At 67.2% G+C, this 24,154-nt stretch carries 17 protein-coding genes and 4 pseudogenes; 13 read left to right on the forward strand and 8 right to left on the reverse strand.

Going from position 1 to position 24,154, the window contains the following annotated elements; translation table 11 throughout:
- The first annotated feature begins 190 nt into the window (after positions 1 to 190).
- The 6 genes and pseudogenes from G6N20_RS15950 (at position 191) to G6N20_RS15975 (ending at position 5,304) form a co-directional block, all read left to right on the forward strand.
- The gene (locus G6N20_RS15950) at positions 191 to 634 is read left to right on the forward strand and encodes an Hsp20/alpha crystallin family protein (RefSeq protein ID WP_083045744.1); all 444 of its coding nucleotides are present in this window, start codon (positions 191 to 193) and stop codon (positions 632 to 634) included.
- Positions 635 to 892: 258 nt separating this feature from the next.
- Positions 893 to 1,061 (forward strand): annotated as a pseudogene (locus G6N20_RS15955) (PE domain-containing protein); the annotation flags it as partial.
- A gap of 313 nt (positions 1,062 to 1,374) precedes the next feature.
- Complete coding sequence (locus G6N20_RS15960; RefSeq protein ID WP_083045745.1) at positions 1,375 to 1,671, forward strand: hypothetical protein; 297 nt, start codon at positions 1,375 to 1,377, stop codon at positions 1,669 to 1,671.
- Positions 1,672 to 1,750: 79 nt separating this feature from the next.
- On the forward strand, positions 1,751 to 2,572 hold the full coding sequence (locus tag G6N20_RS15965; protein ID WP_083045746.1) for a hypothetical protein: 822 nt from the start codon (positions 1,751 to 1,753) through the stop codon (positions 2,570 to 2,572).
- A 60-nt stretch (positions 2,573 to 2,632) separates the two neighbouring features.
- Positions 2,633 to 4,561 (forward strand): fumarate reductase/succinate dehydrogenase flavoprotein subunit, encoded by a 1,929-nt coding sequence (locus G6N20_RS15970; RefSeq protein ID WP_083045747.1) that lies wholly within the window; start codon positions 2,633 to 2,635, stop codon positions 4,559 to 4,561.
- Entirely contained in the window at positions 4,558 to 5,304 is a 747-nt protein-coding gene (locus tag G6N20_RS15975; protein WP_083045748.1) for a succinate dehydrogenase/fumarate reductase iron-sulfur subunit, read from the forward strand. Before G6N20_RS15970 ends, G6N20_RS15975 begins: the two co-directional genes overlap by 4 nt.
- Here the strand turns inward: G6N20_RS15975 and G6N20_RS22005 are convergent.
- Together G6N20_RS22005 and G6N20_RS15980 are read right to left on the reverse strand one after the other, a co-directional pair.
- Positions 5,210 to 5,589, reverse strand: a pseudogene (locus G6N20_RS22005) (hypothetical protein); the annotation flags it as partial. The gene G6N20_RS15975 and the pseudogene G6N20_RS22005 overlap by 95 nt on opposite strands.
- Before the next feature lie 6 nt (positions 5,590 to 5,595).
- Positions 5,596 to 6,084 (reverse strand): flavin reductase family protein, encoded by a 489-nt coding sequence (locus tag G6N20_RS15980; protein WP_083045749.1) that lies wholly within the window; start codon positions 6,082 to 6,084, stop codon positions 5,596 to 5,598.
- Positions 6,085 to 6,368: 284 nt separating this feature from the next.
- Here G6N20_RS15980 and G6N20_RS15985 point away from each other — a divergent pair, with 284 nt between their 5' ends.
- The gene (locus G6N20_RS15985; RefSeq protein WP_083045750.1) at positions 6,369 to 8,204 is read left to right on the forward strand and encodes an acyl-CoA dehydrogenase; all 1,836 of its coding nucleotides are present in this window, start codon (positions 6,369 to 6,371) and stop codon (positions 8,202 to 8,204) included.
- A gap of 274 nt (positions 8,205 to 8,478) precedes the next feature.
- On the opposite strand, the gene G6N20_RS15990 is transcribed toward G6N20_RS15985, so the two are convergent.
- Positions 8,479 to 9,801 carry an acetyl-CoA C-acetyltransferase gene (locus G6N20_RS15990; protein WP_142271800.1) on the reverse strand — a complete coding sequence of 441 codons (1,323 nt, stop codon included), beginning with the start codon at positions 9,799 to 9,801 and terminating at the stop codon, positions 8,479 to 8,481.
- A 125-nt stretch (positions 9,802 to 9,926) separates the two neighbouring features.
- Here G6N20_RS15990 and G6N20_RS15995 point away from each other — a divergent pair, with 125 nt between their 5' ends.
- Positions 9,927 to 11,303 carry a 3-oxoacyl-ACP reductase gene (locus G6N20_RS15995; protein WP_083045752.1) on the forward strand — a complete coding sequence of 459 codons (1,377 nt, stop codon included), beginning with the start codon at positions 9,927 to 9,929 and terminating at the stop codon, positions 11,301 to 11,303.
- Positions 11,304 to 11,328: 25 nt separating this feature from the next.
- Positions 11,329 to 12,171 carry a MaoC/PaaZ C-terminal domain-containing protein gene (locus tag G6N20_RS16000; protein ID WP_083045753.1) on the forward strand — a complete coding sequence of 281 codons (843 nt, stop codon included), beginning with the start codon at positions 11,329 to 11,331 and terminating at the stop codon, positions 12,169 to 12,171.
- 3 nt (positions 12,172 to 12,174) lie between these two features.
- Here G6N20_RS16000 and G6N20_RS16005 read toward each other — a convergent pair whose 3' ends face one another.
- From G6N20_RS16005 to G6N20_RS16015, 3 genes are read right to left on the reverse strand one after another with little or no spacing between them, the layout of a single operon-like run.
- Positions 12,175 to 13,446: a chloride channel protein gene (locus G6N20_RS16005; protein WP_083045754.1), complete on the reverse strand. Its 1,272-nt coding sequence runs from the start codon at positions 13,444 to 13,446 to the stop codon at positions 12,175 to 12,177.
- A gap of 5 nt (positions 13,447 to 13,451) precedes the next feature.
- Positions 13,452 to 14,078, reverse strand: a complete 627-nt coding sequence (locus G6N20_RS16010) for a TetR/AcrR family transcriptional regulator (RefSeq protein WP_083045755.1) — start codon at positions 14,076 to 14,078, stop codon at positions 13,452 to 13,454.
- 58 nt (positions 14,079 to 14,136) lie between these two features.
- On the reverse strand, positions 14,137 to 15,321 hold the full coding sequence (locus G6N20_RS16015; RefSeq protein ID WP_083045756.1) for a glycoside hydrolase family 3 N-terminal domain-containing protein: 1,185 nt from the start codon (positions 15,319 to 15,321) through the stop codon (positions 14,137 to 14,139).
- 144 nt (positions 15,322 to 15,465) lie between these two features.
- On the opposite strand from G6N20_RS16015, the gene G6N20_RS16020 reads away from it, so the two are divergent.
- The 3 genes from G6N20_RS16020 to G6N20_RS16030 all read left to right on the forward strand — a co-directional run bounded on the left by G6N20_RS16020 (position 15,466) and on the right by G6N20_RS16030 (position 21,415).
- The gene (locus G6N20_RS16020) at positions 15,466 to 15,639 is read left to right on the forward strand and encodes a DUF2613 domain-containing protein (RefSeq protein ID WP_083045757.1); all 174 of its coding nucleotides are present in this window, start codon (positions 15,466 to 15,468) and stop codon (positions 15,637 to 15,639) included.
- A 46-nt stretch (positions 15,640 to 15,685) separates the two neighbouring features.
- A complete protein-coding gene (locus tag G6N20_RS16025; RefSeq protein WP_083045758.1) occupies positions 15,686 to 19,891 on the forward strand; it encodes an alpha-(1->3)-arabinofuranosyltransferase in 4,206 nt (1,401 codons plus the stop codon).
- Positions 19,892 to 19,975: 84 nt separating this feature from the next.
- Entirely contained in the window at positions 19,976 to 21,415 is a 1,440-nt protein-coding gene (locus tag G6N20_RS16030) for a lipase maturation factor family protein (RefSeq protein ID WP_083045759.1), read from the forward strand.
- Here G6N20_RS16030 and G6N20_RS16035 read toward each other — a convergent pair.
- Both G6N20_RS16035 and G6N20_RS22290 read right to left on the reverse strand, forming a co-directional pair.
- A pseudogene (locus G6N20_RS16035) lies at positions 21,373 to 22,060 on the reverse strand (DUF222 domain-containing protein). The gene G6N20_RS16030 and the pseudogene G6N20_RS16035 sit on opposite strands and share 43 nt — an antisense overlap.
- Positions 22,032 to 22,285: pseudogene (locus G6N20_RS22290) on the reverse strand (DUF222 domain-containing protein); the annotation flags it as partial. The pseudogenes G6N20_RS16035 and G6N20_RS22290, both read right to left, overlap by 29 nt.
- 401 nt (positions 22,286 to 22,686) lie before the next feature.
- Between G6N20_RS22290 and G6N20_RS16040 the strand changes: the two are divergent.
- On the forward strand, positions 22,687 to 24,063 hold the full coding sequence (locus G6N20_RS16040) for an NADP-dependent succinic semialdehyde dehydrogenase (RefSeq protein WP_083045760.1): 1,377 nt from the start codon (positions 22,687 to 22,689) through the stop codon (positions 24,061 to 24,063).
- Positions 24,064 to 24,154: the final 91 nt, after the last annotated feature.

A 24,154-nucleotide genomic window follows, 5' to 3' on the forward strand; every position in this document is an offset into this window, starting at 1 on the left:
CCGAGAAATCGCCCAATGTGACGCCCGCATGACGTCGTCCTCACGGTCTGTGAACAATCTGTGTGACGGCGTTCGCTTCCCGCGAACGCCCAGGTGGAACTTAAGCGTGGTCGACTCATGTTCTTCCTAGTGGCCGGCCGCTGACAGCACCGGACACAGTTAACTCACAACGACATAGAAGGAGAAATCGATGAGTAACCTCGCCTTGTGGTCGCGTCCGGCCTGGGACATCGACCGCTGGCTGCGCGACTTCTTCGGTCCTGCTGCCATCGCTGACTGGTATGCCCCGGTGACCAGCGGATTTTACCCGGCTGCCGAGATCGTCAAGGACGGCGAGGACGCGGTGGTCCGCGTCGAACTTCCCGGCGTTGACGTGGAAAAGGACGTCACCGTGGAGCTGGACCGGGACCGTTTGGTCATCTTCGGCGAACACCGCGACGAGCGCGCCGAAGAGCGCAACGGCCGCGGTCTGCGTGAGATCCGTTACGGGTCCTTCCGCCGGTCGTTCCAGCTGCCCGCGCACGTCACCAGCGAGCACATCGCGGCGACCTACGACGCCGGTGTGCTGACCGTCCGGGTTGCCGGCGCCTACTCTGGAACGCCGGCACAGCGCATCGCGATCACGAAGTCGTAGTTCGAGACCGTGCTGATCCGGCGGGCCCCGCTGGCCCCGCCGGATCATCGTCTCCAGCGGCCGAGAACATCCGTGTCGGCACACGCGGCGACACCTCCGTGCGGCGAAGCCCCAGAGCCCCGCGCCCGCTCCACCCGCACCACCCAACCAGCAGCAGCCGGAACAACGGTGTTTGCTGAAAAGGCTCGGGGCGCCGAAAGGATACGGATACGATGTGCTTCAGCCCGACCATCCGGAGTTGATGGGAGCACAGAGCGCATGTCATTTGTGACCGCGACACCGGACATGGTGGGGGCGGCCTCGGAGTCGGCGGGGATTAGGTCGATGATCGCCGCGGCCAACGTGGCTGCGGCGGCCCCCTACCACCGGGGTAATGGCGGCGGCCGCCGATGAGGTGTCGGCGGCCGTCGCAACCCTGTTCGGGACCTAAGCCCAGCGTTGTCGGCTTTGCCGATCGAATCGGCCAACGGATGACTGCCCACGGTGGGTGCGACAAACTCGGCGCAGGACAAGCCAGTCGCGCCGACCAGGGCGTCCCACACCGCTAGCTGGACCACCTGGGTTACTGGGTTGAGCTAGCGCCAGCACAATCCGGGCGCTGTTAGCTGGGTTCGACCTGGCCGGCGGAGCCATAGCATGGTGCGTTGCCGCTCGAGCCACCACGGATCCGGCACGCAGGCCGTGGATACTATCGACAGGCGTATTGTGATCTATAACACCTCAGCCCAAGGGAGCCTGCGTTGTCCACCACTGCCGAACTCGCCGAACTGCACGACCTCGTCGGCGGACTTCGGCGTTGCGTCACCGCGCTGAAGGCGCGATATGGCGACAGCCCGGCGATGCGGCGCATCGTCATCGACGCCGATCGGATCCTCACCGACATCCAATTGCTCGATACCGACGTGTCCGAATTGGACCTGGATCGCGCCACAGTGCAGCAATCCAGCGAGAAAATCGCCATCCCCGACACCGACTACGATCGCGATTTCTGGCGCGATGTCGACGACGAAGGTGTCGGAGGTCACAGCCGGTACTGACAACCAAACCCGGGCGGAAAGATACTTCCGCTAGCTGTGTACCCTTCGACGAGGTAACAGTCGAAGAGGATCACACTAGATGAGCGCACCTACGGCGAACCGTCCTGCAACCGGCGTTTTCTCACCCACCCGGGCACAAATCTCGGAGCGGACCCTGCGCACCGACCTCTGGTGGTGGGCCCCATTGGTGACCAACGTCGGGTTCTTGGCTTTCATCCTCTACGCCACCACCCGGGCATTTTGGGGCAGCGGATACTGGGTGGAGAAATACCACTATCTGACACCGTTCTACTCACCGTGCATCAGCGCGTCCTGCGCACCGGGCGCCAGCCACCTGGGCGTCTGGCTAGGCCATTTTCCGTGGTGGATTCCGTTGGGAGCAGCGGTATTACCGTTCCTGCTTGGTTTCCGGATCACCTGCTACTACTACCGCAAGGCTTACTACCGGTCGGTTTGGCAGTCGCCGACGAGTTGTGCGGTGCCTGAACCGCGTGCCCGCTACACTGGTGAAACTCGGTTTCCCTTGATCGTCCAGAACATCCACCGGTACTTCTTCTACGTCGCGTTTGCTGTCTCGTTGCTCAACAGCTACGACGCAATCGTGGCGTTTCACTCACCGACTGGCTTCGGATTCGGTTTGGGCAACGTCATTTTGACGCTTAATGTGCTCCTGCTGTGGGCGTATACCGTCTCGTGCCACTCCTGCCGGCACGTCACCGGTGGCAGGCTCAAGCACTTTTCCAAACACCCTGTGCGGTATTGGATCTGGACACAGGTGAGCAAGCTGAATACCCGGCACATGCAATTCGCGTGGATCACGCTCGGAACGCTGTCCCTCACCGATTTCTACATCATGCTGGTGTCAAACGGCTACATCACAGACGTCAGGTTCATCGGCTGAACAGCCCATCAGCTCCAGCAGCAAACATCGAGTCATTACCGAAAAGCTGAGTGAGGTTTCATGGTTGAGGTCGAGCGGCACTCCTACGACGTAGTCGTGATCGGTGCCGGCGGCGCGGGATTGCGCGCGGTCATCGAGGCGCGCGAACGCGGCTTGCGGGTCGCGGTGGTGTGCAAATCCCTGTTCGGCAAGGCGCACACGGTGATGGCCGAGGGCGGCTGCGCGGCCGCGATGGGCAACGTGAACCCGAAAGACAACTGGAAGACCCATTTCGGCGACACGATGCGAGGTGGGAAGTTCCTGAACAACTGGCGGATGGCCGAACTGCACGCTAAGGAGGCGCCGGACCGGGTCTGGGAGATGGAGAGCTACGGCGCGCTTTTCGACCGCACCGAAGACGGCCGGATCAGCCAACGCAACTTCGGCGGGCACACGTATCCGAGGTTGGCGCACGTCGGCGACCGCACCGGCCTAGAGTTGATCCGCACCTTGCAGCAGAAGATCGTTTCGCTGCAGCAGGAAGATTACGCCGAACTCGGTGACTACGAGGCGCGGATCAAGGTCTTCGCGGAATGCACGATCACCGAACTGATCAAGGACGGCCCTGAAAGCGACGGACGGATCGCCGGAGCGTTCGGCTACTGGCGGGAAAGTGGCCGGTTCATCGTGTTTGAGGCTCCAGCGGTGGTGCTCGCCACCGGCGGAATCGGCAAGTCGTTCAAGGTGACATCCAACTCCTGGGAGTACACCGGCGACGGGCATGCCCTGGCGCTGCGGGCCGGCGCTTCGCTGATCAACATGGAGTTCGTCCAGTTCCACCCGACGGGCATGGTGTGGCCGCCCAGCGTGAAGGGGATCCTGGTCACCGAGGGTGTCCGCGGTGACGGCGGGGTGCTGAAGAACTCCGAGGGAACCCGGTTCATGTTCGACTACATCCCGTCGGTGTTCAAAGGCCAGTACGCCGAAACCGAACAAGAAGCCGACCAATGGCTCAAGGACAACGACTCGGCCCGGCGCACCCCGGACCTGCTGCCCCGCGATGAGGTCGCCCGCGCGATCAACGCCGAAGTCAAGGCCGGCCGCGGCACACCCCACGGCGGGGTTTACCTCGACATCGCGTCGCGCCTGACGCCCGACGAGATCAAGCGGCGGCTGCCGTCGATGTATCACCAGTTCAAGGAGCTAGCCGAGGTCGATATCACCGCGCAGCCAATGGAAGTGGGGCCTACCTGCCACTACGTGATGGGTGGTGTCGAGGTCGACGCGGACACCGGCGCGGCCAAAGTGCCCGGGCTGTTCGCGGCCGGCGAGTGTTCCGGCGGTATGCACGGCTCCAACCGGCTGGGCGGCAATTCGCTATCCGACCTACTGGTTTTCGGACGGCGGGCGGGCCTGGGCGCCGCCGACTACGTGCGGGCTCTGAACAGCCGCCCGGTGGTATCCCAGCAGGCCGTCGACGCCGCGGCCGCGCAGGCGCTGCGCCCCTTCGAGGGGCCCAAAGACGGCTCCGCACCGGAGAATCCGTATGCGCTCCAAATGGACTTGCAGTACGTGATGAACGACCTGGTCGGCATCATTCGCACCGAGGCGGAGATCTCCCGGGCGTTGACCCTATTGAGCGAGCTGTGGACGCGATACGAACGGGTGCACGTCGAAGGGCACCGCCAGTACAACCCAGGCTGGAATCTGTCCATCGACCTGCGCAACATGCTGCTGGTCAGCGAGTGCGTGGCCAGGGCCGCGCTGCAACGCACCGAAAGTCGCGGCGGCCACACCCGCGACGACCACCCCGGCATGGATCCCAACTGGCGCAAAACCCTGCTGGTCTGCCGCGCCACCGAGGGCGCCGACGGCTCCCACGTCGCCATCACGCGCGAGCCGCAGGTGCCGATGCGGGCCGACCTGCTGGAACTCTTCGACATCTCCGAGCTGGAGAAGTACTACACCGAAGAGGAGTTGGCCGAGCATCCAGGACGGAGAGACAAATGACCTACAACGCGAGCATGCGGGTCTGGCGCGGCGACCAGACCAGCGGCGATCTCCGCGATTTCACCGTCGAGGTCAACGAGGGCGAGGTTGTGCTCGACGTCATTCTCCGGCTGCAGCAGACGCAGGCTCCAGATCTTGCGGTGCGCTGGAACTGCAAGGCGGGCAAGTGCGGGTCCTGCTCGGCAGAGATCAATGGCAAGCCCGGGCTGATGTGCATGACCCGGATGTCGACGTTCGCCGAGGACGAGATCGTCACCGTCACGCCGATGCGAACCTTTCCGGTCATTCGCGATCTGGTCACCGACGTCTCGTTCAACTACCAGAAAGCACGGGAGATCCCGTCCTTCGCACCACCCAAGGACCTGCAGCCGGGTGAGTACCGGATGGCGCAGCTGGATGTCGCACGCTCGCAAGAATTCCGCAAATGCATCGAATGCTTTCTGTGCCAAAACGTCTGCCACGTGGTTCGCGATCACGAGGAAAACAAGCAGGCGTTCTCCGGGCCGCGGTTTCTGATGCGTATCGCCGAGCTTGAGATGCATCCGCTGGACACGCGGGACCGGCGCGAGCAGGCGCAGCAGGTGCACGGCCTGGGCTTGTGCAACATCACCAAGTGCTGCACCGAGGTGTGCCCGGAGAAGATCAAGATCACCGACAATGCGCTGATTCCGATGAAAGAGCGGGTCGCCGACCGCAAATACGACCCGATCGTGTGGCTGGGCAACAAGTTGTTCCGCCGCTAGTTAGTTTCGGTTGTCCGTCTGCGGGAGCAAGCCGCTTCGCCGAGTAGGCGGCAGCCAGATTGAGCAGCAGGAGGATGACCACCGGCCACACCGCATCGGGCACTTGGGTGATGAGGCCCAGCACCCGGCTAACCCAAGCCTGCGCCGATGACGAGCTGACCGATGAGCGACATTTCGCACAGCCGGCTCGGCGCGGCGGGCGATCCAAAGTTGGCCCGCCGGGACGCCGATTTAGCTGGCGATCGATGCAAGTGCGGTGACGCGGCTGATGGCGACGAGGGCAGGCCGGATTCAAACGCCTAGCCGGCGGAATTCGCTGCGGTGAAATACGATCGGCGCCACCTCCGGATCCACCGTCACGTGGCTGACCCGCAGTACCACGATGGTGTGGTCGCCGGCCGGGATCAGTTGTTCGATCGCGCTTTCCAGCCACAGACCGGTGCCCTTGACGAAGACCGCTCCTGATTGGGTGGAAACCGTTTCCAAGCCAGCGAACCTGTCGCCGGTCTTCGCGGCCAAGGTGCGCGCGGCCTCGTCGTGAGCCTCCCCGAGCACGCTGATGCCCAGCATCGGCACGCGTTTGAGTTTGGGCCACGTGGTCGAAATGTTCTGCACGCAAAACGAGACCAGGGGAGGCTCCAGCGAGACCGGGACGAAGGTGCTGGCCGCCAGCCCCTCCCGAACACCGTCGACCTCGGCGGCGATGGCCACCACACCGGACGGAAAGTGGCCGAACGCCTCACGCAGTGAGGACGGGGTCAGCCTGCTGTGTGAGTTCACCGGACTTCAGTCGCCCCTTGAGCCGAGGACGGGTTTCCCGTCCCCGACCCTACTCGTCGACTACCCGCGCCGTGGTCCCGCCCACACCCGTCGTTCGTCCCTCATCGTCGCAGGTGAAAGGGGATGCCGGGGACGCCGATCAACACCAGCCCAACCGGTTGGTTAGTTAGCTCACATTGACTTGCGTTGACGTATCTCGCCGATATATTTTAGCGGCGTTACTGGTGGGTAACTTAGCCCGAGTACCCAACCATCAGGTGGCATTCTCAACGAGGAGGAACGTAGTGAGCCACTACCGCAGCAACGTCCGCGACCAGATTTTCAACCTGTTCGAGGTGATGGGCGTTGACAAGGCTTTGGGTGCCGGCGAGTTCAGCGATTTGGACGTCGACACCGCCCACGAAATGCTCGCCGAGGTCAGCCGGTTGGCTGAGGGGCCGATCGCCGCTTCGTTCGTCGAGGGTGACCGCAACCCGCCGACCTTTGACCCCCAGACCCACTTGGTGACGTTGCCGGAGTCGTTCAAGAGGTCGGTGCAGGCGTTCATGGAAGCCGGTTGGGACAAGGCCGGCATCGACGAGGCGCTGGGCGGCATGCCGATGCCCAAGGCATTGGTGTGGGCGCTGCACGAGCACATTCTGGGCGCCAACCCGGCGGTGTGGATGTATGCCGGCGGCGCCGGTTTCGCCAACATCCTCTACCACCTAGGCACCGAGGAGCAGAAGAAGTGGGCGGTGATCGCCGCCGAGCGCCAGTGGGGTTCGACGATGGTGCTCACCGAGCCGGACGCCGGCTCGGACGTGGGTGCCGGCCGGACCAAGGCCACCCAGCAGGAGGACGGTTCCTGGCACATCGACGGGGTCAAGCGATTCATCACGTCGGGTGATTCCGGCGACCTGTTCGAGAACATCTTCCACCTGGTGCTGGCCCGCCCCGAAGGCGCCGGCCCCGGCACTAAGGGGCTGTCGCTGTTCTTCGTGCCCAAGTTTCTGTTCGACTTCGAGACCGGTGAGCTGGGCGAGCGCAACGGCGTGTTCGTCACCAACGTCGAGCACAAGATGGGCCTGAAGGTGTCGGCAACCTGTGAGCTTTCCTTCGGCCAGCACGGCGTACCGGCCAAGGGCTGGCTGGTCGGCGAGGTGCACGACGGGATTGCGCAGATGTTCGAAGTGATCGAGCAGGCCCGGATGATGGTCGGCACGAAGGCCATCGCAACGCTGTCCACCGGCTATCTGAACGCGCTGGAGTACGCCAAGTCGCGCGTCCAGGGCGCCGACCTGACCCAGATGACCGACAAGACCGCGCCGCGGGTGACGATCACCCACCACCCCGACGTACGCCGGTCGTTGATGACCCAGAAGGCCTACGCCGAGGGTCTGCGCGCGCTCTACCTCTACACCGCCACATTCCAGGACCCGGCGGTCGCCGAGGCGGTGCACGGCGTGGATGCCAAGCTGGCCGTCAAGATCAACGACCTGTTGCTGCCGGTGGTCAAGGGTGTCGGCTCCGAGCAGGCCTACGCGAAGCTGACCGAGAGCCTGCAGACCCTGGGCGGCTCCGGCTTCCTGCAGGACTACCCGATCGAGCAGTACATCCGGGACGCCAAGATCGACTCGCTGTACGAAGGCACCACCGCGATTCAGGCCCAGGACTTCTTCTTCCGCAAGATCGTCCGCGACAAGGGTGTGGCGTTGACCCACGTTTCGGGCCAGATTCAGCAGTTCGTCGACAGCGAGTCCGGCAACGGCCGGCTGAAGACCGAACGCGCCCTGTTGGCCAAGGCGCTGACCGATGTTCAGGCGATGGCGGCCGCGCTGACCGGCTACCTGATGGCCGCGCAGCAGGACGTCACCAGCCTCTACAAGGTGGGCCTGGGTTCGGTGCGCTTCCTGATGAGCGTCGGTGACCTGGTCATCGGCTGGTTGCTGCAGCGTCAGGCCGCGGTGGCCATCGAGGCGCTCGACGCCGGCGCCAGCGGCGACGAGCGGTCCTTCTACGAGGGCAAGGTCGCGGTGGCCTCGTTCTTCGCCAAGAACTTCTTGCCGCTGCTGACCAGCACTCGCGAGGTGATCGAGACGCTGGACAACGACATCATGGAACTCGACGAGACCGCTTTCTAACACCAACCGCAACCGCAAGATCCCCCCGGTTTCCGGGTTGAACCGGGGGAATCTCGCGTGTGGCCCAAAAAGACCGCCGCTGGATCCCCTCGCTCCAGCGGCGGCCCTTTCCGTACCTTCGTCGTCCGTCACGTGACCGGGGGTCGATCTGGGGATCGCCCCGCGTTGTCGTCGGGGTCGGGTCAGACCACAACGCGGGGCTATCCGAACCACCAAATACCCATCCGGTCGCGCCGCTAACCCTGCAGTGAAGAAGTTGATTCGGTGTCGGCGTTCAGGCCTGCAGAATCGCAGCCACGCCCTGGCCTCCGGCCGCGCAGATGGAAATAAGCCCGCGAACGGGTCCCTCACCCTTGTGTTCGGCCTTCTTCTCGGCGAGCTGCTTGGCCGTCTGCGCCAGGATCCGACCCCCGGTGGCGGCGAACGGGTGCCCGGCGGCCAACGACGAACCGTTGACGTTGAGCTTGGACCGGTCGATGGCGCCCAGCGCGGAATCCAGGCCCAGCCGCTGCTTGCAGTACTCCTCGGACTCCCAGGCCTGTAGGTGCGCCAGCACCACCGACGCGAACGCCTCGTGGATTTCGTAGAAATCGAAGTCCTGCAGGGTCAGCCCGTTGCGCGCCAGCAGCCGGGGCACCGCGTAGGTCGGTGCCATCAGCAGGCCGTCGTTTCCGTTGACGTAGTCGACCGCGGCGGTCTCGGCATCGACGAGGTAGGCCAGCGGGGCCAGCGAATGCTCGGCCGCCCACTGCTCGGAGGCCAGCAACGCGACCGAGGCGCCGTCGGTCAGCGGGGTCGAATTGCCCGCGGTCATGGTCGCGTCACCGGCCTTCACCCCGAACACCGGGCGTAACGTGGCCAGCTTCTCGACGCTGGAGTTGGGCCGCAGGTTGTCGTCGCGGTACAGACCCAAAAAGGGTGTGACCAAGTCGTCGTAGAAGCCCCGGTCGTAGGCGTCGGCCATGTTGCGATGGCTGGCGGCGGCCAGTTCGTCCTGGTCGACGCGTTTGATGCCCATCTGCTTGGCGGTGATGGCGGCGTGCTCGCCCATCGACAAGCCGGTGCGGGGTTCACTGTTGGCCGGGATCTCGACCCCGAGGCTGGCGGGCAGCGCACCCACCAGCTTAAGCCTTTCCACGTTGGACGTGGACCGGCGCAGCTTCAGCAGGGTGCGGCGCAGGTCGTCACCCAGCCCGATCGGCGGGTCCGAGGTGGTGTCCACCCCGCCCGCGGCGGCCACGTCGAAACGGCCCGCAGCGATGCCGTCGGCCGCCGCAATCGCGGCCTGCAGCCCGGTCCCGCACGCCTGCTGCAGGTCGAACGCGGGCGTGTACGGCGACAGCTGCGACCCCAACACGCATTCGCGCATCAGATTGAAATCGCGGCTGTGCTTGAGCACCGCGCCGCCGACCACCATGCCCAGCCGTTCGCCGGCCAGGCCGAACCGGTCCACCAGCCCAGCTAGCGCCGCGGTGAACATGTCCTGGTTGGTTGCCTCGGCGTAGGCGCCGTCCGATCGAGCGAACGGGATGCGATTGCCGCCCAGCACGGCGACCCGCCGCCTGGGTTGGGGGCTGTTTTGAGCAGCAGGGGCCACTTTGCTTCTCCGTGATCTTGGGGGATCGGCCGTCGGGGCCATACTACCCACTGTTCTTACTCTGAAGTAAGTTTGTCGTGGATACGGTTGCTCTACAAGGCACTCCCGACACGGAAGGCAGCTCAGTGGCTCCCAAGCGTTCGTCCGACCTGTTGTCCCAGGTCATCAGCTCCGGTCCTGGATCATTTCTGGCCAAGCAACTCGGTGTTCCGCAACCCGAGACCCTTCGCCGCTATCGGCCGGGCGATCCGCCCCTGGTTGGTTCCCTGCTGATCGGGGGCCCCCCAGACCAGCCGGGCAGGGTAGTCGAGCCGCTGCGCGCAGCCCTGGACGGGGACTACGACCTGGTGGGCAACAACCTGGGCGGTCGCTGGGCCGACTCGTTCGGGGGGCTGGTGTTCGACGCCACCGGTATCACCGAGCCGACCGGACTGAAGGGGTTGTTCGAATTCTTCACGCCCGTGCTGCGCAATCTGGACCGCTGTGCGCGCGTGGTGGTTGTCGGCACCACTCCAGAAGCTGCCGCCAGCACCCACCAGCGGATCGCGCAGCGGGCGTTGGAAGGCTTCACCCGCTCGCTGGCCAAGGAGCTGCGCCGGGGTTCCACCGCGTCGCTGGTGTATCTGTCGCCGGACGCCAAGCCGGCCGCGACCGGACTGGAGTCGACGATGCGGTTCCTGCTGTCGGCCAAGTCGGCCTACGTCGACGGCCAGGTGTTCTACGTGGGGGCCGCCGACGCCACGCCCCCGTCCGACTGGGACCGCCCGTTGGACGGCAAGGTCGCCGTCGTCACCGGAGCGGCTCGCGGCATCGGCAAGACGATCGCCGAGGTGTTCGCCCGTGACGGTGCGCGTGTCGTCGCGGTCGACGTGGAGTCGGCCGCCGAGGCTCTCGCCGAAACCGCCAGCCAAATCGGCGGCACCCCATTGTGGCTCGACGTCACCGCCGAGGATGCGGTCGACACGATCACCGAGCACCTGCGCGACCACTACGGCGGCAAGGCCGACATCCTGGTCAACAACGCCGGAATCACCCGCGACAAGTTGCTGGCCAACATGGACGACGCCCGCTGGGACGCCGTGATCGCCGTGAATCTGCTGGCGCCGCTGCGGATTACCGAAGGGCTGGTCGGCAACGGCACGCTCGGTGAGGGCGGCCGGGTGATCGGGCTGTCGTCGATCGCCGGCATCGCGGGCAATCGCGGACAGACCAACTACGGCGCCACCAAGGCCGGGATGATCGGCATCACCCAAGCGCTGGCCCCGGTGCTCGCCGAGAAGGGCATCACGATCAACGCCGTCGCACCCGGATTCATCGAAACCCAGATGACGGCCGCCATCCCACTGGCCACCCGCGAGGTGGGCCGTCGACTGAACTCGCTGCTGCAGGGTGGTCAGCCCGTCGACGTCGCCGAAACCATCGCCTACTTCGCCAGCCCGGCGTCAAACGCGGTGACCGGCAACGTCATTCGCGTCTGCGGCCAAGCCATGATCGGGGCGTGATCCAACACAGCGCGAGGAGGACACAGTGAACCAACCGAGCGGCCTGAGGAACATGCTGCGGGCGGCGGCCGGAGCGCTGCCCGGGGTGCCCCGCGGTGACCGGCTGCCCACCCGAACGGTGACCGTCGAGGAACTGCCCATCGACCACGGCAACGTCGCGGCCTATGCCGCGGTCACCGGTCTGCGCTACGGCAACAACGTGCCGCTGACCTACCCGTTCGCCCTGACCTTTCCGTCCGTGATGGCGCTGGTGACCGGGTTCGACTTCCCTTTCTCGGCGATGGGAGCGATACACACCGAGAACCACATCACCCAGTACCGGCCGATCGCGGTCACCGACACAGTCAGCGTGCGGGTGCACGCGGAAAACCTGCGCGAGCACCGCAAGGGGCTGCTCGCCGACCTAGTCACCGACGTCAGCGTCGGCAACGAGCTGGCGTGGCACCAGGTGACGACGTTCCTGCACCAGCAACGCACCAGCCTGTCCGACCAACCCAAACCGCCGCCACCGAAGCCGCCCAAGCTACCCCCACCCGCGGCCGTGCTGCGGATCACCCCGGGACGGATCCGCCGCTACGCCGTCGTCGGCGGCGACCACAACCCCATCCACACCAACCCGCTCGCCGCAAAGTTGTTCGGCTTCCCCACCGTGATTGCGCACGGAATGTTCAGCGCCGCGGCGGTATTGGCGAACATCGAAGCTCGGCTTCCGGATGCGGTGCGCTATTCGGTGCGGTTCGCCAAGCCGGTGGTGCTACCGGCCAGCGTGGGGCTTTACATCGCTACCGGCGACGGCGGCTGGGATCTGGCGGTGCGCAACATCACCAAGGGGTACCCGCACCTGACCGCGACCGTACGACCGCTGTAACCGCTATCCCGCCCGATGGTCGAGCTGGGGAAGCCGACGCCCCATGGCCAGGGTCGTCAATCCATGGGCGCCGACCGCGGTGACCATAAACACCGCCAGCATCCAGATCGGAGGGCGGGCGAGCTCCCAGACGAAGATCGCGGCCCAGATTGGTGAGCCCTGGGTGACCGCCAGCACCCCGGCGGCAGCGGCCAGCGAAATCACCGGCCCGTGCAGGTGCGTCCCGGCCACCGCGTCAAGTGTCAGCACCAGCAACGAGCCCGCCGCAGCCCCGGTGGCCAGCGACGGCGTCAACATCCCGCCGGCTCCGCCCGCCCTCAGAAACAGCGCGGTCAGCAGCGGTTTCAACACCAGGATCACGGCCGCCGCCGACGGTGTCATTCCCCCCATGTCGGAGGCGAGGCTGACGGTCAGGATGCTTTCGCCGTTGCCGGGCAATTCGGGCCACCAATGCGAACACACGCCGGTCAACAACCCCGCGGCGGCTAAACCGGGAATCACCACCGCAGACCGCATCAGGCGCGCCGGACGCGCCGCCGCCATGATCCGGTCGAACACCCATCCCACCCCGAAGGCCACCGGCGCCAACGCCAGGGCGTGCGCGCTGAGCAGATATGTCGATTCCGCACTGGGCCAATCCAATTCCGGGCGGTCATGGGTGATGGCCGAGCCGACCGCGACGGCCAGGCTGGAGGTGATCAACGCCGCTCCCACTGCGCGCAAATGCCAGCTGTTCAGTAGGACCCGCAGGGCGAAGAGCGCACCGGCGAGTGGGACGGCGTAGACCGCACCCAGCCCGGCCCCGGCCGCGCACGCCAGCAGGATCTCGCGGTCGGCGGGCGACAGACGCTTGCACCATCGGGTACCCACATCGGCTAGGGCCGCAGCGAATTGGCGCGGCGCACCTTCGCGGCCCAGCGACGCCCCGGAGCCGACCAACACCACCTGCAGCGCCGCGTCGATGCTCCATGGCAGCCGCGGTATCCGCTCCCGACGGGCGATGGTCCCGGCCAGCGGCGGCACCTCGGTTCGGCCCCGCAGGATCCACCAGCCCAACCCCGCCAGAGCCGCGCCGACCATTGGCCCGACCGCGCGGCGTACCGGACCGCTGCCGGTGATCCCGGCCAGCAGCGAGCCGAACGTGTAGTGGTAGGTGAGGTGCTCGACGAAGCGCAGGACGACCGTCGTCGAGAGCCCGGCGATCCCCGCCAGCAAGCCGACGATGACGACCGCGCAGGAGAAGTCGAGGTTGCGGCCATGGGCGGGCAACGCCATGCGCCCTAGCCCGCGGCGAGGTTGGAGCCGGTGTCCCGATCCGCCGGCGACCCCTTGAGGCCGCGCCAGAACAGGTTGATCATCATCTCGGCCGCCTCATCGACGTCGGTGTCGCCCGTGCTGAGCCGGTTGCCCACCGCCTCTCCCGCACCCACCAGTGCCACCGCCATCATCTCGATCTCCGCGTCCGACATCGGCCTGCGGGTGCTCGCCCGCACCAGCCCGGCCACCAATTCGATGATCTGCTCACGTCCCTGGCGCAACGTTTGGGCGAACGCTTGCGAGCTGGTGGCCTGGGTGTACATCACGATCCAGGACGCCCGATTGGCATCGATGTAACGCAGAAACGACACGATCGCGTTGCGCAACAAGTCCCTGGGGCTCTGGTCGATGTCGATGTCGATGCGCAGCACATCGATGAACCGGCTCATCTCACGATTCAGGCACGCGCCGAACAGATCCTCCTTGGAGCCGTAGTACAGGTACAGCATCGGCTTGGAGATCTTGGCCTCCGCGGCAATGGCGTCCATGGACGTCTCGTGGTAGCCGTTGACGGAAAACATCTGCACGGCGGCGTCGAGCATCTGCTGTTCACGGACGGCGCGCGGTAGTCGCTTGGTGCCACCTGCCATCGCCGCGCGCCTCTCTCGCCAATCTGACTCTAGAGTAAGCAATGCGGTTCCGGGTGGGTCAGCGGCCACACGTCGGGTTGACCATCTTCATCCTGGCCACCCGAACGAGTGACTGGTCGATCGTCGAGAGCGGCAATTCGCCGGCGTTCACCGCCCGCTCTAGCCGGTCCAGCACCGCGGGCACCTCTTTGGTGGTGACCCACAGTGCGATGTCGGTGCCGGCCTGCAGGGTGCGCAGCACCGCCTCGGCCACACCGTACTTGTCGGAAATCGCCGCCATGCTGGACAGGTCGTCGCTGAATATCGGGCCGTCGAACGGCGGGGCACCATAGCCGGAGCCGGTGCGCAGCAACCGCACTGCATCCGGGCTCAGGCTGGCCGGCTGGTCACCGGTAAGACCGGGAACCTGCATGTGACCCACCATGACCGCCACTGGCGCCTTGCCGATCAGCTGGCGGTACGGCGCCAGGTCGCTGTGCTGCAGGTCACTCAACGGCGGCGTGACCACCCCGCCGTTGTGCGAATCGCCGGACGCGTGCCCGTGACCGGGGAAGTGCTTGAGCACCGGCAGCACGTCGGCGGCCTGCAGGCCCTCGACAAACGCGCCAGCATAGGCGGTCACCACATCCGGGTTCGAGCCGAACGATCGGTCGCCGATCGCGTCGTCGTCGGGCTGGTCGGTCACGTCGACCACCGGAGCGAAGTCGATCGTGATGCCGAGCTTGCGCATCGCTTGGCCACGCTCCCGCGCCAGGTCGCGGACCTGGGCGACGGTGTGGGTCTGGGCTAGCACCCGCGCCGACGGCGCATGCCCAATCACCGACTTCAGCCGCGACACCCGGCCGCCTTCTTCGTCGACGCTGACGGCCAGCGGCAGCGGCCCAGGGCTGTTGGCGATGCCGGCCAACGCACCGTTGTCCAGCATCGACAGGTCCGTCCAGCTACCGATCATGATGCCGCCGACGTGGTAGGTGTCGACCACGGCTTCGGCGTCGGCGGCGTCCTGCACCCCCACCATCAACAACTGGGCCAGCTTTTCGCGGAGATTGGGCAGCGCCGCTGGCACGGCCGTCGGGTCGGCGCAGATCCGTGGCACCGGGGCCGCCGCCGGGGTGGGGCCGGCGGGGGGCGGACCGCCGGCGGTCGACGACGCCCCGCGTGTGCCACCGTGGCCGCAGGCGGTCAGCAGCGCCGATGCCGCGGCGAGCACGGCCAGTGCGCCCCGAATACGTCGAAAAGCCATCCGGCCATGCTGTCACGGTGCTGTTTCGCGGCCGAGCCTGGGTGCAACGCGCAGCGCCGGCGGTGGCTTGGCTTCTGCTAGGTTGACGCTACTGCCGCACTTTCAGCCGCCACGGGGCCCTGAAGGAGCTTTGAAGGAGCCTTGATGAACCGGATCGTTGTGCCCGCCGCCGCGAGCGTCGTGGTTGGCCTCTTGCTGGGCGCGGCCGCGACGTTCGGGGTCACCCTGATGGTGCAGCAGGACACGAAGCCGCCACTTCCCGGGGGCGACCCGTCGTCGTCAGTGCTCAACCGGGTCGAGTACGGCAACCGTAGCTAGCCCCGCGACCAGGGCGCCGCAGGCAGACGCGGCCCCCGGGTCGCGGGTGGCGCCGTTGTCACGCACGTGGTTGCTGGTGGTCGGCGCCGTCGCGTTGGCGCTGACGTTCGCCCAATCGCCCGGGCACGTCTCCCCCGACACCAAGCTGGACCTCACCGCCAACCCGCTGCGGTTTTTGGCGCGTGCGACCAACCTGTGGAACAGCGACCTGCCATTCGGCCAAGCGCAGAACCAGGCCTATGGCTACCTGTTTCCACATGGCACCTTCTTCGTGGTCGGCCATCTGCTGGGAGTGCCGGGGTGGGTCACTCAGCGACTGTGGTGGGCGGTCCTGCTCACGGCCGGTTTCTGGGGCCTGCTGCGGGTCGCCGAGGCGCTGGGCGTCGGCACCGCGTCGTCGCGGGTGGTCGGTTCCGTGGCGTTCGCGCTGTCGCCACGGGTGCTGACCACCCTGGGATCGATCTCGTCGGAAACCCTGCCGATGATGCTGGCGCCGTGGGTGCTGTTGCCCACGATCCTGGCGCTGCGCGGGACTTCGGGCCGCCCGGTGCGGGCGCTGGCGGCCCAAGCCGGGCTGGCGGTGGCGCTGATGGGCGCGGTCAACGCCATCGCGACGCTGGCCGGTTGCCTGCCCGCGGTGATCTGGTGGGCCGGTCACCGGCCGAATCGGTCGTGGTGGCGCTACACCGGGTGGTGGCTGGCGGCGTTGGCGCTGGCCACATCGTGGTGGGTGGTGGCGCTGATGCTGCTGCGCGACGTCAGCCCGCCGTTCCTGGACTTCATCGAATCCTCCGGCGTGACCACACAGTGGTCGTCGCTGGTGGAGGTGCTACGTGGCACCGACAGCTGGACGCCGTTCGTGGCGCCGAATGCGACCGCGGGCGCGCCGCTGGTCACCGGATCGGTGGCCGTCTTAGGCACCTGCCTGGTCGCAGCGGCCGGCCTGGCCGGGCTGGCCATCCCCGCAATGCCGGCGCGCGGGCGGCTGGTGACGATGCTGCTGACCGGGGTGGTGCTGCTCACCGTCGGCTACAGCGGCGGGCTTGGGTCGCCGGTCGCCCACCAGGTGCAGGCATTCCTGGACGCCGGCGGCACTCCGCTGCGCAACGTGCACAAGGTGGGGCCGGTGATCCGGCTCCCGCTGGCGCTGGGGTTCGCGGGGTTGCTGGGTCGGATACCGCTGCCGGGGAGCGCGCCGAGGTCGGTGTGGCTGCGTGCGTTCGCTCACCCTGAGCGCGACAAGCGAGTAGCGGTGGCGGTGGTAGCCCTGACGGCGTTGATGGTGAGCACTTCGCTGGCGTGGACCGGTCGGCTGACCCCGCCCGGCACGTTCAGCGCGATACCGCGATATTGGCGTGACGCCGCCGACTGGCTCAGCGCACACAATGCGGCGAAGCCCACTCCCGGGCGGGTGCTGGTGGTCCCCGGCGCGCCGTTCGCCACCCAGGTGTGGGGCACCAGCCACGACGAGCCACTGCAGGTGCTGGGCGACGGCCCGTGGGGCGTGCGCGACTCCATTCCGCTGACCCCGCCGCAGACCATCCGCGCGCTGGACTCGGTGCAACGGCTGCTCGCTGCCGGCCGGCCGTCGGCGGGGCTGGCCGATACCCTTGCCCGCCAAGGCATTTCCTATGTCGTAGTGCGCAACGACCTGGATCCCGAATCCTCGCGGTCGGCGCGTCCGATCCTGGTGCACAGGGCGATCGCCGGATCGCCGGGGCTGGCGAAGGAGGCCGAGTTCGGCACGCCGGTCGGGCCCGGTTCGCTGGCGGGTTTTGTGGCCGACAGCGGTCTGCGCCCGCGGTATCCGGCCGTCGAGATCTACCGGGTGCGGGTGACGGGCAACCCTGGGGCGCCCTACTTCGCCGACGTCGACCAGCTGGCCCGCGTCGACGGCGGACCCGAGGTGCTGCTGCGTCTCGACGAACGCCGCCGGCTGCTGGGCCAGCCAGCGCTGGGGCCGGTGCTGATGACCGCGGATGCTCGGGCCTCCGGTCTGCCGGCCCCCCTGGTCACCGTCACCGACACCCCGGTGGCCCGCGAGACCGACTACGGCCGGGTGGATCAGCACTCGTCGGCGATCCGGGCGCCCGGCGACGCCCGGCACACCTACAACAGGGTCCCCGACTATCCGGCGCCGGGCGCGACGTTGGTCGTCGGCGGGTGGTCCGGGGGCCGGATCACGGCGTCCAGCTCGTCCGCGGATGCCACCGCCATGCCCGATGTCGCGCCGGCGACCTCGCCCGCCGCCGCCGTCGACGGGGACCCGGCGACCGCGTGGGTGTCCAATGCGCTGCAGGCCGCCGTCGGGCAGTGGCTGCGGGTGGACTTCGACCATCCGGTGAGCAACGCCGTCATCACCGTGACCCCCAGCGCGACCGCCGTCGGCGCCCAGGTCCGCCGCATCCTGATCGAGACCGCCAACGGCAGCACCACCCTGCGGTTCGACGAGACCGGCAAACCGCTCACCGCGGCGCTGCCGTACGGCGAAACCCCCTGGGTGCGCGTCACCGCGGCCGCCACCGACGACGGGTCCGCCGGTGTCCAGTTCGGTATCACCGATCTGGCGATCACCCAATACGATGCGTCCGGGTTCGCCCATCCGGTCCAGCTGCGACATACCGCGCTGGTTCCCGGGCCGCCGCCCGGCTCGGCGATCGCGGGCTGGGACCTGGGCTCGGAACTGTTGGGCAGACCAGGCTGTGCGCCGGGACCCGACAGCGTGCGCTGCGCCGCGTCGATGGCCCTGGCACCCGAAGAGCCGGTCACTCTCAGCCGCACGCTGACCGTGCCGACCCCGGTATCGGTAACCCCGACGGTGTGGGTGCGGCCGCGGCAGGGCCCCAAGCTGGCCGATCTGATCGCCGAGCCCGACACGACCCGGGCCAACGGTGATTCCGACCTGGTCGACATCCTCGGCTCCGCGTACGCGGCCACCGATGGCGACCCGGCCACCGCGTGGACCGCGCCGCAACGAGTGGTGCAACGCAAGACCCCGCCGACGCTGACGCTCCGACTCCCCCGGCGCACCGAGGTGACCGGACTGCGCGTGCTCCCCAGCCGGTCGGCCGTGCCCGCCCACCCCACGATGCTGGCCGTCGACCTGGGCGGCGGGCCCCAGGTGCGCGCGGTGAATCCGAACTCCGGACCTCAGACCCTGGCTCTGCAGCCGCGCGTCACCGACACGGTCTCGCTCAGCCTGCTCGACTGGGACGACGTCATCGACCGCAACGCGCTGGGTTTCGATCAGCTCAAGCCGCCCGGGCTAGCCGAGGTCGAGGTGCTGGGCGCCGACGGCAATCCGGTGGCACCCGCCGACGCCGCCGGTAACCGAGCGCGGGAGATCACCGTCGACTGCGACCACGGCCCGGTCATCGCGATGTCGGGCCGGTTTGTGCACACCTGGATCCGGACCACGGTCGGCGCGCTGCTGGACGGTGAGCCGGTGCCCGCGGTCACCTGCGACGGCGATCCGATCGCGCTGCCCGCGGGGCAGCAGGAGTTGTTGATCAGCCCGGGCGCGGAGTTTGTGGTGGACGGTGTCCGGCTTTCTGTAGTAGGCGCGGACGAATTTCCCGGTGCCACACCTATTCCCGCTGATACCGGTGCATGGGGTCCGTCCCACCGCGAGGTACGGGCGGCCGCGTCGGCCACCGCCCGGGTGCTGGTGATACCGGAGAGCATCAACCCGGGTTGGGTGGCGCGCACCGGCACCGGGGTTCGGCTGACGCCCGTCGCCGTCAACGGATGGCAGCAGGGCTGGGTGGTGCCCGCGGGGGACCCCGGCATCATCACGCTGACGTTCGCCTCCAACTCGCTGTACCGGGCGGGTCTGGCGGTGGGGCTGGCCCTGCTGCCGCTGCTTGCGTTGCTGACCTTGTGGCGGGGGCGGCGCCAGGCCGACGACCCACCTTCACGGCCCTGGACGCCCGGCTACTGGGCCGTGGCAGCGGTGCTGGGTGCCGGTGCGGCGATCGCCGGCGTGGCCGGGGTGGTGGTGGTCGGCGCGGCGCTTGGTCTGCAGTACGCGTTGCGCCACCGACAGCGGCTGCGCGACGGGGTGACCGCCGTGCTGAGTGCGGGTGGGCTGATCTTGGCCGGGGCGGTGTTGTCCCGCCATCCATGGCGTTCGGTCGAGGGCTACGCCGGGCACTGGGCGAGCGTTCAACTGCTGGCACTGATTTCGCTCGCGGCGGTGGCCGCATCCGTGGTGCTGCGCGCCCGTCGGGTGGACCGCTCGAGCGAGGACTGAATCGATCTTGGCTACCGGTTTTCCGGCTGGTTGACTGGACGTGCGGGTTGACATGGAGACGCCGTCATCCGAGGAGTTGCGGCCATGGGATGGTTTTCGGCACCCGACTACTGGCTGGGCCGATGGCTGCTGGAGCGCGGCACGGCGACCATCTATCTGATTGCGTTCGTCGCGGCTGCTCGGCAGTTCCGACCACTCATCGGGGAACGCGGGATGCTACCGGTCCCAGCGTATTTGGAGGGGCGATCCTTCTGGCGAACTCCGAGCCTGTTTCATCTGCACTACTCCGATCGGCTGTTCGCAGGCGTCTCGTGGTTGGGCGCGGCGGTGGCGGCGGCGATCGTCGCCGGTGCCGCCGACCTTGCGCCGTTGTGGGCGGCGATGCTGATGTGGTTGACGCTGTGGGTGCTCTACCTGTCGATCGTCAACGTCGGGCAGACGTGGTACGGGTTTGGCTGGGAGTCCTTGTTACTCGAAACCGGATTCCTGATGATCTTCCTGGGCAACGGCCGAATTGCCCCACCATTGCTGACGTTGTGGCTGGCGCGCTGGCTGCTGTTCCGGGTCGAGTTTGGCGCCGGACTGATCAAGCTGCGCGGCGACCCGTGCTGGCGGAACCTGACATGCCTGTACTACCACCACGAAACTCAGCCGATGCCCGGGCCGCTGAGCTGGTTCTTCCATCATCTGCCCAAGCCGCTGCACCGGATTGAGGTGGCGGGCAACCATTTTGCCCAGCTGGTAGTCCCGTTTGGGTTGTTTGCTCCGCAACCGGTGGCGAGCGTGGCCGCGGCGATCGTCATCGTCACCCAGCTGTGGTTGGTGGCGTCCGGAAACTTCGCCTGGCTGAACTGGCTGACAATCATTCTGGCGTGCGGCACCATCGACGACGCGTCGGCCGCGGCGTTGGTGCCGATCCCGACGCACTCGCCTGTTTCGGGCCCGCCACTGTGGTTCGCCGTACTGGTGATGGCGTTCACGGTGACGGTGCTGGTTCTGAGCTATTGGCCGGTGCGCAACATGGCGTCGTCGCGCCAGCGAATGAACATGTCGTTCAACCCCTTTCATTTGGTGAACACCTATGGCGCATTCGGCAGCATCGGGCGGATCCGTCATGAGGTGGTGATCGAAGGCACCGATGAGGCTGAGATCACCGAGCACACGGTGTGGAAGGAGTACGGGTTCAAGGGCAAGCCCGGTGCCGTGCGGCGGCTGCCACCGCAATGGGCCCCCTATCATCTGCGGTTGGATTGGCTGATGTGGTTCGCCGCCATCTCGCCGGGGTATGCGCTGCCGTGGATGACGCCGCTGCTGACGCGGCTATTGCGCAACGATCCACCGACACTGCGCCTGCTGCGCCACAATCCGTTCCCCGACGCCCCGCCCCGGTATGTGCGGGCCCAGCTCTACGAGTACCGGTTCACGACGGCAGCCGAGCTGCGGCGCGATCACGCATGGTGGCATCGCACGCTGGTTGGGCACTATGTCCCGCCGGTGTCGCTGCGGAAGGTCCGGCACGGGTGATCGGTCAGCTCCCCGGAAATCTCCCGTCGCGCAGTACTTTTGATAGAAGACGGCTTCGGCGCCGACAGATGATGGACCTCGCAGTAATAGCCGCCCACCGTACAGCCCGGGGCGCTGCACCCACGCTCGTTGGCGTACAAGACTATTCGCTGGGCCGGGGAGGCCAACCGCTTGCTGTGATACAGCGCCAGCGCCTTACCGTGATCAAACACCGCCAGATGGTGCCGGGCGTGGCGGGCCAGCCGGATCACATCGCTCATCGGCAGCAGGCTGCCCCCGCCGGTCAGGGCGGTGCCGGCGGCGGCCTCCGCCTCGGCCAACGTGGTGGTCACGATGATGCTGGCCGGCAGGCCGTTGTGTTGGCCCAGCTTGCCGCAGACCAACAGCGCGCAGCCCGGCGTTGAGCCCATCGTGGTGGCGTTGGGCCGTGCTGCGGGTATCGGAGTCGATGGCCCGCTGCGACGGTGTGCCGTCCACGCACGGGGCCTGGTCGGCGGGGTTGCCCATGCCGGGGGCGGCCAGCTTGGCCCACACCGCCTCCACGGTGGCCCGGGCCTTGCGGGGTGAGCCAGCCGCGCAGCCCCGACATGCCATCGGCGCCCTGTGCGCCCAGGGTGATGCCGCGCCGGCGGGCCCGGTCCTCATCACGGTAATTCCCGTCGGGGTTGCGGCAGTCGGCGAGTTTGTCGGCCAGCCCGGCCAGTTGTTCGGGGCGAAACCGGGTGCCTTTTTGGCCGGCGTGGCCTCCGCGCAGTGGCGGGTGGGCGCATCGACCCAGCCGGGCAGCCGGTGGGAGAACCGGCGAATCACCCCGATCTGGCCGGTGCCCAACGTGCCGGCGCGGTGGGCGGCGGCGCTGGCCGCCAACACCGGCGCCAGCGGCTGGCCGGTCAGCGCGCGCCGCGGCCCAACTCGGCGGCCTCGGCGCTGCGGCGGGCGCGCCCTGCGACGGCTGAAACCACAGTGGCACAAGTGATTTCAGCATCAGAGCCACGCTTGAACGCATTGCTGATCGGACCAAACATCGACACCAGGTCGACATTCTGGTGGGACTCCGGGTACCGTGATCCCGGCCGACCTGCGCTGAGCGCCCGACCAGCAACGCGATGAACGCCGCCGCCGGGTAGCCCGAGGAGACAGATAACCGTCGTTATCCATCCACTAGGTCATCGGCCCAGCGGCAGTATTGATGCGGCACCTCCCTCCCGCGAGGCTGGTGGCAGGCTGGATAGGGAAGTTTCACGAACCCACCCGAGCGTAAGGACGTCAGCGTGCCCATCGCCACGATCAACCCGGCCACCGGGGAGACAGTCAAGACCTTCACCGCGGCAACCGACGAGGAAGTCGACGCCGCGATAGCCCGCGCCTACCACCGGTTCCACGACTACCGTCGCAACACCACCTTCGCCCAGCGGGCCCGGTGGGCCCACGCCACCGCCGACCTGCTGGAGGCCGAGGCCGACGAAGCGGCCGCGCTGATGACCCTCGAGATGGGCAAGACGCTGGCGTCGGCCAAGGCGGAAGCACTCAAATGCGCCAAGGGTTTTCATTACTACGCTGACAATGCCGAGACACTGCTGGCCGACGAGCCGGTGGACACGGCCAAAGTCGGCGCGTCCCGGGCATACAGCCGCTACCAACCACTCGGGGTGGTGCTGGCCGTGATGCCCTGGAACTTCCCGCTGTGGCAGGCCGTCCGGTTCGCCGCGCCGGCCCTGATGGCCGGCAACGTCGGCCTCCTCAAGCACGCCTCGAACGTACCGCAGTGCGCGTTATACCTGGCCGACGTCATCGCCCGCGGCGGCTTCCCGGACGGTTGCTTCCAGACACTGCTCGTGACCTCCAACGCCGTCGAGCGCATCCTGCGCGATCCGCGGGTCGCGGCGGCCACCCTTACCGGCAGCGAGCCGGCCGGCCAATCCGTCGGCGCCATCGCCGGCGACGAAATCAAACCCACCGTGCTGGAACTCGGTGGCAGTGACCCGTTCATCGTGATGCCGTCCGCGGATCTGGACGCCGCGGTCAGCACGGCGGTCACCGCCCGGGTACAGAACAACGGCCAATCCTGTATCGCCGCCAAGCGATTCATCGTCCACGCCGACATTTACGACGTTTTCGTCGAGAAGTTTGTCGAGGCGATGTCGGCACTCAAGGTTGGCGACCCGACCGACCCGCAGACCCAGGTCGGTCCGCTGGCCACCGAGCAGGGCCGCGACGAGATCGCCAAGCAGGTCGAGGACGCGGCCGCGGCCGGCGCGGTGATCCGTTGCGGCGGTGAGCGCCTCGACCGGCCGGGTTGGTTCTACCCGCCGACGGTGATCACCGACATCACCACGGACATGGCGCTGTACACCGAAGAAGTGTTCGGCCCCGTCGCCTCGGTGTATCGGGCCGCCGACATTGACGAAGCCATCGAGATCGCCAACGCGACCACCTTTGGGCTGGGTTCCAACGCCTGGACCCGCGACGAGGCCGAGCAACAGCGCTTCATCGACGACATCGAGGCCGGGCAGGTCTTCATCAACGGGATGACGGTGTCTTACCCCGAACTGCCATTCGGCGGTGTCAAGCGGTCAGGCTATGGGCGGGAGCTTTCGGCGCACGGGATCCGGGAGTTCTGCAACATCAAGACCGTCTGGGTCGGCTAGCGTTCCGCTCGCGAAGAGACGCAAAAGCCCCCGAAAACCAGTGGTTTTGGGGGCTTTTGCGTCTGCTCGCGGCTAAGCCGTGCAGTGAGCG

It is taken from the genome of Mycobacterium shinjukuense (assembly GCF_010730055.1).
Lineage (GTDB): Bacteria > Actinomycetota > Actinomycetes > Mycobacteriales > Mycobacteriaceae > Mycobacterium > Mycobacterium shinjukuense.

Bases quoted from the DNA above. Each gene is read 5' to 3' on its own strand.
- G6N20_RS15950 (WP_083045744.1), top strand. From the start codon at position 191: ATGAGTAACCTCGCCTTGTGGTCGCGTCCGGCCTGGGACATCGACCGC.
- G6N20_RS15965 (WP_083045746.1), top strand. From the start codon at position 1,751: ATGAGCGCACCTACGGCGAACCGTCCTGCAACCGGCGTTTTCTCACCC.
- G6N20_RS15970 (WP_083045747.1), top strand. From the start codon at position 2,633: ATGGTTGAGGTCGAGCGGCACTCCTACGACGTAGTCGTGATCGGTGCC.
- G6N20_RS15975 (WP_083045748.1), top strand. From the start codon at position 4,558: ATGACCTACAACGCGAGCATGCGGGTCTGGCGCGGCGACCAGACCAGC.
- G6N20_RS16005 (WP_083045754.1), bottom strand. From the start codon at position 13,446: ATGGCGTTGCCCGCCCATGGCCGCAACCTCGACTTCTCCTGCGCGGTC.
- G6N20_RS16010 (WP_083045755.1), bottom strand. From the start codon at position 14,078: ATGGCAGGTGGCACCAAGCGACTACCGCGCGCCGTCCGTGAACAGCAG.
- G6N20_RS16015 (WP_083045756.1), bottom strand. From the start codon at position 15,321: ATGGCTTTTCGACGTATTCGGGGCGCACTGGCCGTGCTCGCCGCGGCA.
- G6N20_RS16020 (WP_083045757.1), top strand. From the start codon at position 15,466: ATGAACCGGATCGTTGTGCCCGCCGCCGCGAGCGTCGTGGTTGGCCTC.
- G6N20_RS16030 (WP_083045759.1), top strand. From the start codon at position 19,976: ATGGGATGGTTTTCGGCACCCGACTACTGGCTGGGCCGATGGCTGCTG.